The 10,565-nt window shown below is 38.0% G+C and carries 6 protein-coding genes and 2 pseudogenes; 3 read left to right on the plus strand and 5 right to left on the minus strand.

Annotated features, from left to right (window positions below; translation table 11 throughout):
• Positions 1 to 112: 112 nt before the first annotated feature.
• Positions 113 to 631, plus strand: a pseudogene (locus ACSC97_RS16630) (TonB-dependent receptor domain-containing protein); the annotation flags it as partial.
• A gap of 104 nt (positions 632 to 735) precedes the next feature.
• On the opposite strand, the gene ACSC97_RS16635 reads toward ACSC97_RS16630, so the two are convergent.
• From ACSC97_RS16635 to ACSC97_RS16645, 3 genes are all read right to left on the minus strand, one after another.
• Positions 736 to 2,367 (minus strand): ABC transporter permease, encoded by a 1,632-nt coding sequence (locus tag ACSC97_RS16635; RefSeq protein WP_436662041.1) that lies wholly within the window; start codon positions 2,365 to 2,367, stop codon positions 736 to 738.
• An 87-nt stretch (positions 2,368 to 2,454) separates the two neighbouring features.
• On the minus strand, positions 2,455 to 3,471 hold the full coding sequence (locus ACSC97_RS16640) for an extracellular solute-binding protein (protein WP_004959624.1): 1,017 nt from the start codon (positions 3,469 to 3,471) through the stop codon (positions 2,455 to 2,457).
• Between the two features lie 42 nt (positions 3,472 to 3,513).
• Positions 3,514 to 4,614: an ABC transporter ATP-binding protein gene (locus ACSC97_RS16645; RefSeq protein ID WP_436662044.1), complete on the minus strand. Its 1,101-nt coding sequence runs from the start codon at positions 4,612 to 4,614 to the stop codon at positions 3,514 to 3,516.
• Positions 4,615 to 4,863: 249 nt separating this feature from the next.
• Here ACSC97_RS16645 and ACSC97_RS16650 point away from each other — a divergent pair, with 249 nt between their 5' ends.
• A complete protein-coding gene (locus ACSC97_RS16650) occupies positions 4,864 to 6,744 on the plus strand; it encodes a potassium transporter Kup (RefSeq protein WP_436662046.1) in 1,881 nt (626 codons plus the stop codon).
• Between the two features lie 42 nt (positions 6,745 to 6,786).
• Here the strand turns inward: ACSC97_RS16650 and ACSC97_RS16655 are convergent, their stop codons facing one another.
• Complete coding sequence (locus tag ACSC97_RS16655; RefSeq protein WP_436662048.1) at positions 6,787 to 8,313, minus strand: TerC family protein; 1,527 nt, start codon at positions 8,311 to 8,313, stop codon at positions 6,787 to 6,789.
• Positions 8,314 to 8,528: 215 nt separating this feature from the next.
• Between ACSC97_RS16655 and rodA the strand changes: the two are divergent.
• Positions 8,529 to 9,671 (plus strand): annotated as a pseudogene (gene rodA, locus ACSC97_RS16660) (rod shape-determining protein RodA).
• Between the two features lie 45 nt (positions 9,672 to 9,716).
• Here rodA and ACSC97_RS16665 read toward each other — a convergent pair.
• Positions 9,717 to 10,400: a cupin domain-containing protein gene (locus ACSC97_RS16665; protein ID WP_436662050.1), complete on the minus strand. Its 684-nt coding sequence runs from the start codon at positions 10,398 to 10,400 to the stop codon at positions 9,717 to 9,719.
• Between the last annotated feature and the right edge of the window lie 165 nt (positions 10,401 to 10,565).

Here is a 10,565-nt window from a genome sequence, read left to right on the forward strand (position 1 = left end):
GATTACGACGTTTTCTTCGTGTCATGGTTGACTCCAGAAACAAGCATTTCCCATGCTTATTGGGGAGTAGATTATCACTTATAGACGTGGTCTAAAATCATAGATCCACATCAGTAACTCAGATTTTCAATCGACCAATGGTGGTAAAACATACAACCAAGGGCTTGAAGGTGCTGTAAGTTTAGAATTTGAGAATGGTTTCGATGTGTTTGCTAATCTTACATGGATTGCAAATGCTGAGTTCAAAGGCGATCGTTACAACAAAAATGGTTCACTAAAATCAAAAGATGGTGACCGTGTACCATATACACCTGAATGGGTGGCAAATCTTGGGGTAGGTTATACCTATGCAGGTTTACGTAGTCAGTTGAGTGCAAACTATACAGGTTCTCAGTTTACTGATGAATTAAATACCAAACCGATTGTTGAGAATACTTCCGGATTCTTTACTGGAAAAATCGATGCTTACACGATTGTCGATTTAACAACTCGCTATACCTTGAATGATCAAGTTGAGTTTTATGGCGCAGTTAAAAACTTAGAGGACAAGCGTTATATCGCGAGTTTACGTCAAGGGATTTATGTTGGTCCTGAGCGTTCATTTGAAGCCGGTGTTCGTTATCGTTTCTAATCGATGATTCGGTAGACATAGAAAAAAGGGTTGTATTGATTAAATACAACCCTTTCTTATTTGTGGACTATATAGCAGAATTCGCTATATCGCTAAAATCTTATTTATTTGTTTAACACTTTACTCATACGAGCAAGCAGAATGACAGGGATCAAACCCACTAAAACAATTAATAATGCTGCAATTGCTCCATCTTCATATGTTCCTCTTGAGGCTTCAGCATATAACTGAGTTGCGAGGGTTTCCATATTTAAAGGTCGAAGTAACAAGGTGGCCGGCAATTCTTTCATACAATCCACAAAAATAAGTAATGCCGCAGAGATGATTGCAGGGCGGAGTAGTGGAAGATGAACTTCTTTTAATACTAGAAATTGATTTCGGCCTAAATTTTGAGCTGCATCATCAAATACGCCATGGATACGATTATATCCAGACTCTATTCCACCAATTGCGATTGCAAGAAAGCGTACACTGTATGCATAAATGAGGGTAAAAGTTGTTCCTAAAAAGAGCAAGCCTGTGTGAATTCCTAATTTAAATTCAAGAAAATCAGCTACCGCATGATCAATTTTTCCAAGTGATAACATAAGACCAATGGCCAACACAGTTCCAGGTATTGCATAACCTAAACTGGCAATTCGGCTAAACCATGTAATTTGGCTAAAGCGTGCCGCACTGACAATAAAAAATCCGATTGCAATTGTGATCACAGTAGCAACTGTAGCTAAAAATAAAGTGTTGATTGATGCTTGTAATAAATAGTCTGAAAAACCTGCATACTTGAAACGCTTATAAGATTCCACAAATAAATGGATGAACGGAATGAGGAAACCAATGCTGATAGGAATCAATCCAAGTATTAAACATAAACCAGCTTTTGTGCCACTGAGTTGTTGTGCTGGCATCAATCGACTACGTTGAGCAGAGTTCATATAGCGTTGTTTGCGTCTACCCAGTCTTTCAATAACAACCAATAAAGTAATAATGATCAACATGAAAATCGCGATTTGTGCAGCACTAGCGAGATCGGATTGATTTGTCCATGTTGAATAGATCGATAAAGTTAGAGTTTTGACGCCTAAAAACTCGGTTGCACCGATGTCATTGATGGTTTCCATCAAAGCTAAACTAGCCCCCACAGCGATTGCTGGGCGAGCTAAAGGAATCGCGACTCGAAAAAAAACTTGGTTCGGGTTGAGCCCTAAACTGCGTGCAACTTCAATCAAGCTAGTTGATTGCATGAGAAACATTGCACGTGTGCTTAAATAGACATAAGGATATAAGACAAAACTTAATAGAAAAATACAGCCCCAAACAGAGCGAATATTCGGAAACCAAGCAGGTTGAGATTCCCAACCAAAGTTAGCGGTTAGAAAGCTTTGTACTGGGCCGATAGGATGCAAAATATCGATATAGCTATAAGCGATGATATATGTTGGTATTGCAAGGGGAAGCAGCAGCGCCCAATCTAAAAAAGCTCGACCTCTAAACTGATATGCGGTTACTAACCATGCGCTACCAGTCCCGATTAAAATCGTGAGTAGACCAACACCAAATAATAAAATACTGGTATCAACCAAAGTAGGTGGCAGAACATACTGAATCAGATGCCCAAAAATATCACTATTACCCTGAATCGCTGTTACAACCAATGCAATAACAGGCAAGCAGGCAAGTAAGGTCAATACCCCACTGAGCGATGTGAATAAATTAAAGTGATGCTTATTTTTGGTCATTAGAGATTAAGAAACTATTGAAGAGCAGGTTTAAGAAGTTTGATTGGACAGGTCAAAACAAAATGGATGACCTGTCCATAAAATCACTTAGTGATTAAATTGAACTTTATCGACTAACAGATTTGCTGCTTTACGATATTTTGCAATTTCACTCAGACGGACGTTATCAATATTTAACTTTCCGAAACTTGCGATAATTGGATCAATCTTCACACCAGGTTTTACTGGATACTCATAACCACTTTGTGCATAGATTGCTTGTGCATGATCTGAAGATAAGAATTCCAATAATTGAACTGCTTCTTTACGGTTTGGTGCATATTTTGCTACAGCTGCACCTGATACATTAATATGCGTTCCACCATTTTTAAAGCGAGGTAATACAACATTAATTGCATTGCCCCAACGTTGTTGCTCAGCATCACCATTACGCATTGTTCCTACGTAGTAGGTATTTGCAACACCGATATCACAAATTTTACCGAGAATATCACGTGCAACATCACGATCGCCACCACTCGCTGGGCGTGCTAAATTTGCTTTGATGCCACGTAACCATTGCTCAGTTGCTTTTTCGCCGTGATGAGCAATATAGGATGCAATTAGCCATGTGTTATAAGGATGGCTGCCAGAGCGGATACAAATCTTACCTTTCCATTTTGGATTTGCGAGTTCTTCATAACTGATGGCTTTTAGTGGTGTACGATCTTTAGAGACATACACTGCACGAGCACGCATAGATAGCGCATACCAATGACCATTGGCTGCACGTAAGTTACCTGGAATCGCGGTATTTAAAACTTTAGAGTTCACTCGTTGAGTTAAACCATTTTCAACCAAATCAACCAAATTACCGAAATCAACTGTCAGCATGACGTCTGCAGGTGAGCGGCGACCTTCAGTTTTAACACGTTCCAGCATTCCATCTTTGATAAAAACAGTGTTTACTTTAATACCTGTTTTTTGATTGAACTCTTCTAAGAGTGGTTGAATTAACACAGGTTCGCGAGTGGTATAGAGATTGACCTCAGCGGCATTTACCCAACCACTGCTGAGTGCGACAAGACTAACTGAAAGCGCATGAAGTTTTATTCGTTGGTTCATTTTTGATCCCTAAAAAGAAGAAACTTGAATAATAAATACCAGTTAAGTGGATGATTGATGGATTTCGATTGAATCATTGGATTCATAAAAGAAACACTGAGATAAATCTAACGATAGGTAGACGGTGTCTGCTTGGTCGTAATGTTGAGAATATTCAACATAAGCAATTAACACTTTATCTTCTGCCTCGATTTTTAATTTAAGTAGTTGTGAATAGCCTAAGAAGTTCGACGAAATAATTTTAGCAGCTAGACTATTTTCAGTTTTTATCCGATTAACACGTAATTGATGGGGTCTAAAATAGCAACGAATCTCGTTACTACTCGTCAAATGTTTTGGAATCGCAATATTTCCAAAAAACGTATGCAATTGTTGATCTTGTATTTGGGTTTTTATTTCATTCAAATCGGAAAAATAACGTGCTGCAAAAAGTGTTTTCGGTTGGAAGTAAAGCTGCTTGGGTGTACCACTTTGAATGATTTTACCCTGATGCATCAAAATAATCTGATCAGCAATTTGAAGTGCTTCTTCAGGATCATGAGTCACAATGATAGTGGTGGTTGAAGTCTGTTTTAAAATCTCAATAGTACTTTGTCGAATTTGATCACGTAAACGATGATCCAAATTCGAAAATGGTTCATCCATAAGCAATACATGAGGTTTAGGTGCGAGTGCACGAGCTAAAGCGACACGCTGTTGCTCACCACCAGATAAAGTATGTGGATAGCTATGAATATGATGCGACATAGAGACATGCTTTAACGCATTTTCAGCAATAGATTGACGCTCGTGCTTCGGGATTTTTTTCAATCCAAACATCACATTTTCCAACACGCTCAAATGTGGAAAGAGAGCATAGTCTTGAAATACAAAACCGATATTGCGTTCTTCAGCTTGAACTTGTTGATATGGGTCCCATAGAACTTTTCTTTCTAGCTGAATAGAACCCTCAGTAGGAGTCTCTAGACCTGCGATCAGACGTAGCATGGTTGTCTTACCGCAACCTGAATGTCCCAATAGGCAAATAATCTGACCACTTTGAGCAGACCATGATGCTTGATTTACAGCAAAACGCTCACCGAATTTTTTGCTAAGCTTTTGAATCGTTAAGACATTGGCCAACGTTAAGGTATGAGCATTCATGGTCAATTCACAGGAATAATTCTTGCCCAAATAATAACTGATAATTCTTCTCAAGTGGAGTTTTTTTGAAGGAATGCGAGCGTGTTTATTGGCGCTATTTTAATTAACTCAAAGGTAGAGTGATTTAATTTGAATAAGCAATTATTTAATTAAATATTAGATATTTAACTGGCTTATAAATAAATTATTTAGTGAGTGATAGATTGAGTGCTAGTATCACTTTAACTTTTAGAAGTGTTTTTTTACAACATGCAAAATCAGACGGTAGAGAAAGCTAGTGTACCCATACTGACTTTAGCTGCACTTGGTGTAGTCTTTGGCGATATTGGAACTAGCCCACTTTATGCACTTAAAGAAAGCTTTCATGCAACACATGGAATGCCAATCAATGAAATTAATATTTTAGGAATCTTATCGCTTATTTTCTGGACCATCATGTTGATCGTCTCTCTTAAATATGTGATGGTGATAATGCGAGCAGATAACAATGGCGAAGGTGGAATCATGGCATTACTTGCCTTGAATTTACGTCAGCCAGGTCTTTCTAATCGAACAAAAATTCTGATTACAGCTTTAGGATTTATTGGCGCTTCATTATTCTTTGGTGATGGCATTATTACACCCGCAATATCTGTGTTATCGGCTGTGGAAGGACTTTCTGTTGCGGCTCCAGCATTTGATAAATTTATATTACCGATCAGTATCGGCATTCTGACGGCATTGTTTCTTGTACAAAAACATGGAACTGCCGTAATGGGTAAGTTTTTTGGCCCAATTACACTGCTTTGGTTTTTGTCTATTGGTGCAATTGGGTTTGTGAGTATTATTCAAAGCCCAACGATTTTGGCTTTCTTAAGTCCACATTGGGCATTGCAATTTATTATCACCAATCCGTATATTTCATTTTTTGTGATGGGCGCTGTCGTTTTGACCGTCACAGGTGGTGAAGCGCTTTATGCTGATATGGGGCATTTTGGTGTTCTTCCGATACGCCTTGGTTGGTTCCTCGTTGTTTTGCCTTGTCTTATGTTGAATTATGCAGGTCAAGGTGCTTTATTGCTAAGAGATACTACAGCGATTACTAATCCATTTTATTTACTTGTACCATCTTTCTTCCTCTATCCAATGATTCTTATTGCGACCGCAGCAGCTGTGATCGCATCACAGGCATTGATTAGTGGTGTTTTTTCGATGGCGAAACAAGCGATTCAATTGGGTTATTTACCTCGTCTGAATGTACTACATACCTCAGCGTCTGAAGTGGGTCAAATTTACATCCCTTTGCTCAATTGGATTCTATATATTTCAATTTTATTCCTAGTTTTACTCTTTAAAACAAGTAGTAATTTAGCAGGTGCTTATGGTCTTGCTGTAACGATTACCATGTTCTGCGATACGCTTTTGGTTGCATTTCTTGCTTATAGCTACTGGAAATGGAAAACGTGGAAACTGGTTTTATTCGCTGTACCATTCATTTTTATTGATTTAGTGCTGTTAGGCTCGAATCTACTTAAGTTCTTTATTGGTGGATGGGTGCCTGTGCTTATCGCTGTCTTTGTCTTTACATTGATGATGACATGGAAGAAAGGGCGGGTTCAATTGCAGGAAAAACTCCAAAGCGATACGTTGCAGTTAGAAACCTTTATTAAATATCTAGGCACAGATATGAATAAGGTATTTGGTACTGCTGTGTTTCTGACAGGTTCTCCATCTGTAGTACCACATGCGTTGTTGCATAATCTCAAGCACAACAAGATTCTTCATGACAAAAATATGTTGGTAACGGTGCAAGTTTCGGATATCCCATACGTGCAAGATGAACTGAGATATGAGTTCGAAGTTTTAGAGAAAGGCTTTTATCGGATACAAATCAATTATGGTTTTAAAGAGCAGCCGAATGTACCTATGGTCTTAGAGCAAATTTTCAATAAAATTGATTTTGAATATAATCTGATGGAAATCAGTTTCTTTGTGTCACGCGAAAGATTGATCTACAAAGCGGATAATAAGTTAACTACATGGAGAAAACAGTTATTCGCTACGATGCAAAAGAATACAAGTCCTATTAGCGATTTTTATCAAATCCCTACGAATCGTGTTGTCGAAATTGGTAGTCAGATTGAGATATAAAAAAAAAGAGCCTTTTTGAAAGGCTCTTTTTTATGGTTGGATTTACATCGGATAAATAATTTTGACTTTCTTAATGCGAGTGCCATCCATTTCTATAATTTCGAAATAGATTCCCTCATAGGTCAATGTAGAACCGACATCAACTTGACCTTCTAATTTATCTAGTAATAAACCAGCGACACTTACATAGCCTGAACCTTCCTGAACCAGTTCAAGTGTGCCTAATTCAAGTTGAAGTTGATAAAGGTCTAATAAGCCAGATGCTATCCATTCTTGATGAGATATTTTCGTCAAATCCAGTTGTTCATCTGAGTCTGGGAATTCACCAGCAATTGCTTCAAATACATCTAATGGAGTGATCAAGCCTTGGATATTTCCAAATTCATTCGTCACCATGACTAAAGAGCCTTTTGAAGAGCGCAAAGTATTAATTGCATCTATCACTTTCATCTTTTCAAAAATAAAAATTGGACGTTGGCGTTTTAAAAGATTTTGCAATTCTTCTTTTTCATCCAAACAATCGATCAGCTCTTTTGCGCGTACAACAGTAATGACTTTATCCAAATTGCCTTTACATACAGGGAATAAGCTGTGAGGTACTGCAAGTACTTTAGCTCTGATATCTTCAATATCATCATCGATGTTGACCCAAGAAATTTGATCTCTAGGTGTCATAATCGATGAAACAGAGCGTTCAGCCAGAGTTAATACACCACCGATCATGTAGCGTTCTTCGGCACCGAATGAATCATCGTTGTTATCGATAATCGTTGGGTCATTTTGCTCTTTGCCACCCATGAGCTTGAAGATCGTGTTTGCAGTACGATGTCTTAAAGGTAGTTTTGATGCATGTTTTTCAGCATTTCGTTGAGTAAATTGGTTGAAACCTTCAATTAGGATTGCAACGGCAATACCTGAATAGATATATCCTTTCGGGATATGGAAACCAAAACCTTCAGCAATCAAACTAATACCGATCAGTAGTAAGAAGCTTAAGCATAAAATAACAACAGTAGGATGCTTATTTACAAAGTTTGTTAATGGTTTTGATGCAATCAACATCACTACAACAGCGATCACCACGGCTGCCATCATGACATAAATATTGTCAACCATTCCGATTGCTGTAATCACAGAATCTAAAGAAAACACTGCATCTAGAATAACGATCTGAGTGACCACCATACCAAAGCTTGCATAAGCAACACTTGATTGGGTTTTATGTACAGGTTTGCCTTCTATTTTTTCATGTAATTCTGTAACGGCTTTATAGAGTAAGAAAAGACCACCAAAGAGTAGGATTAGGTCTCGACCTGAGAAACTCAGAGTCCATATATGGAGAATAGGTTTTGTTAAAGTAACTAGCCAAGAGATAATGGAAAGCAGGGCTAAACGCATGATAAGGGCTAATGAAAGACCTATGATTCTTGCTTTATCTCTTTGTTCTGGAGGAAGTTTATCTGCAAGAATTGCAATGAAAACTAAGTTATCAATGCCAAGTACGATTTCGAGTACGATTAAAGTTAATAACGCGATCCAGATGCTAGGGTCTAAAAGAAATTCTATCATCCTAGTTCTCCAAGCTGTCTACTGAGAGAGCCAAAGATACGCCTTAAAGGTGAGGGGTCCATATGTATAAAACCTTTGATTTAAATGGTATCTGCAAATTTATCAAAGATTCACAAAAATAAAAGTAATAATCTGAGCACAGAAACAAATTAAATATATACTCCATCGCCTTAGTTCAGATTTATCTGCTCGTTTTTCTTATTTTTAAGATCACCATGAAGCCTGTTCCGCAATCCCGATTTTTACGTTATTCCATTCGAGATGGTTTGCATCTCAAAAATAATTCTTCGTATTGGCATAAATTACATCTCGACCCTTGGTTATTGAGCCTTCTCATTTTAAATGCGATCTTAGGTTTAATCGTCGTATATAGTGCATCGGCTCAAGATATGGGGTTGGTATTCAAACAAGGATTTAGTTTCCTTTTAGGATTTGTAGCACTTTTTGTTTGTGCTCAAGTTCCTCCAAAAGTTTATCAGGCATTTAGTCCTTATCTATATGCTGTGAGTTTGGTACTGCTCATCGCTGTATTTTTTATCGGTGAAGTGAGAATGGGTGCACGTCGGTGAATCGCTATTCCATTGTTAGGAAGTATGCAACCAAGTGAACTGATGAAGTTTGCAATGCCGCTGATGATCACGTGGTTTTTATCTAGAAATGCTTTGCCACCTAGAATATTTCATATTTTGATTTCATTGGTTTTAATTGTCATTCCTTTACTTTTAGTCGCATTACAACCTGATTTGGGGGCAGGGATTCTGATCCTCACCAGTGGTCTGTTTGTATTGTTTTTGGCAGGTATTTCTTGGAAATTAATTCTAGGCTCTATGGGTTTAGTGATGTTATTTCTTCCGATTGCTTGGACTTTTTTATTGGAAAGCTATCAAAAAAAGCGTATCACAACTTTGATTGATCCTGAGGCTGATGTCCTTGGTTCAGGTTGGAATATTATTCAGTCTAAAATTGCGATTGGTTCGGGTGGGTTTTCAGGAAAAGGTTATTTACAAGGCACTCAATCACATTTTGGATTTTTACCTGAACGGCATACAGACTTTATTATGTCAACTTATGCAGAAGAGTTTGGTTTTATTGGTGTGGTAATTCTATTTAGCTTATATGCAGCAATCATCATCCGCTGTTTTATGATTGGATTGAACTCATTTAATAATTTCGGACGATTGATTGTCGGTTCATTAGCATTGTCTTTTTTTCTATATGTCGTTGTTAACTCAGGTATGGTTAGTGGAATTTTTCCTGTGACAGGAGATCCATTACCATTTATGAGCTATGGTGGTACAGCTATTATCACCTTATTGGCAGGTTTTGGGATTGTGATGTCAGTTCATACGCATCGCTAGTTGCTTCATCATCTTTGATTGAAACATGTATTTCGGAGTCGCTCATTAAATTTTATGAGTTGACTGAATCATGTCGATCAGATGACCTGTCTTTAGATAAAGTGTTGCGCCTTGTTGACCTGATTGAAGTTGGTAATCTGCCTGTGGAGGAATACGTAACCAAGAACCTGTTGGATAAGTTTCTTCACTATGGCTGATTTCACCTTCAATCACTAAAATTTCAGCACCACCTTTTACATCATATTCGATGGGATGTAAGGGCATGATTTTTTCTAGATAAGTATGCTCTAGCGGAGATTGGTAAAGTTCACAGATGTCCCGATGTCCCATTTTTTTCCAGTTATTCGGGTTATGGGTATCGATACGAACAGCTTCAGTTTCAGTCTCGGACATTTGTCTGAGTTTGACAAAGATCAAGGTGCCCATCTCACTAGATGGAATATGACTAGAGTTATGAGGATTCCGCAAATACCATCCTTTTTGATAGTGTTGGCTACCATCTTCAGTGAACATTCCAGACAATACCAAAATCTCTTCGCCATGAGGATGTTGGTGTTTTGGAAATAAGCTTAGAGGTGCGTATTTGACTAAACTTGTTGCTCTAGCTGCTTCATTGCCAATTCGGTCTAACATGACACGTTCTACTTCGCCGCCAGGTGATTTTACCCATTGATAGTCTCTAGGTTTGACGACTGCGAACTTTGAAAAATCAGCATTTAGCAAAAACATCAGAATTATCCTCAGTAATATTGTCTAAGATAACTATCGGCATTTAGATGATTAGGGTGTGTTGACACTTTTAGCTTAAAAAAATAGCGAAGTAGTAAAATCAAATCGCCAAACCCAATTTTACTATTCGCTATGCCTCGTACCATGCTGACAGATCAACACTGG

The sequence above is a fragment of the Acinetobacter sp. P1(2025) genome (assembly GCF_051390655.1).
GTDB classification, from domain to species: domain Bacteria; phylum Pseudomonadota; class Gammaproteobacteria; order Pseudomonadales; family Moraxellaceae; genus Acinetobacter; species Acinetobacter junii.

Bases quoted from the DNA above. Each gene is read 5' to 3' on its own strand.
- ACSC97_RS16635 (WP_436662041.1), bottom strand. From the start codon at position 2,367: ATGACCAAAAATAAGCATCACTTTAATTTATTCACATCGCTCAGTGGG.
- ACSC97_RS16640 (WP_004959624.1), bottom strand. From the start codon at position 3,471: ATGAACCAACGAATAAAACTTCATGCGCTTTCAGTTAGTCTTGTCGCA.
- ACSC97_RS16645 (WP_436662044.1), bottom strand. From the start codon at position 4,614: ATGAATGCTCATACCTTAACGTTGGCCAATGTCTTAACGATTCAAAAG.
- ACSC97_RS16650 (WP_436662046.1), top strand. From the start codon at position 4,864: ATGCAAAATCAGACGGTAGAGAAAGCTAGTGTACCCATACTGACTTTA.
- ACSC97_RS16655 (WP_436662048.1), bottom strand. From the start codon at position 8,313: ATGATAGAATTTCTTTTAGACCCTAGCATCTGGATCGCGTTATTAACT.
- ACSC97_RS16665 (WP_436662050.1), bottom strand. From the start codon at position 10,400: ATGTTTTTGCTAAATGCTGATTTTTCAAAGTTCGCAGTCGTCAAACCT.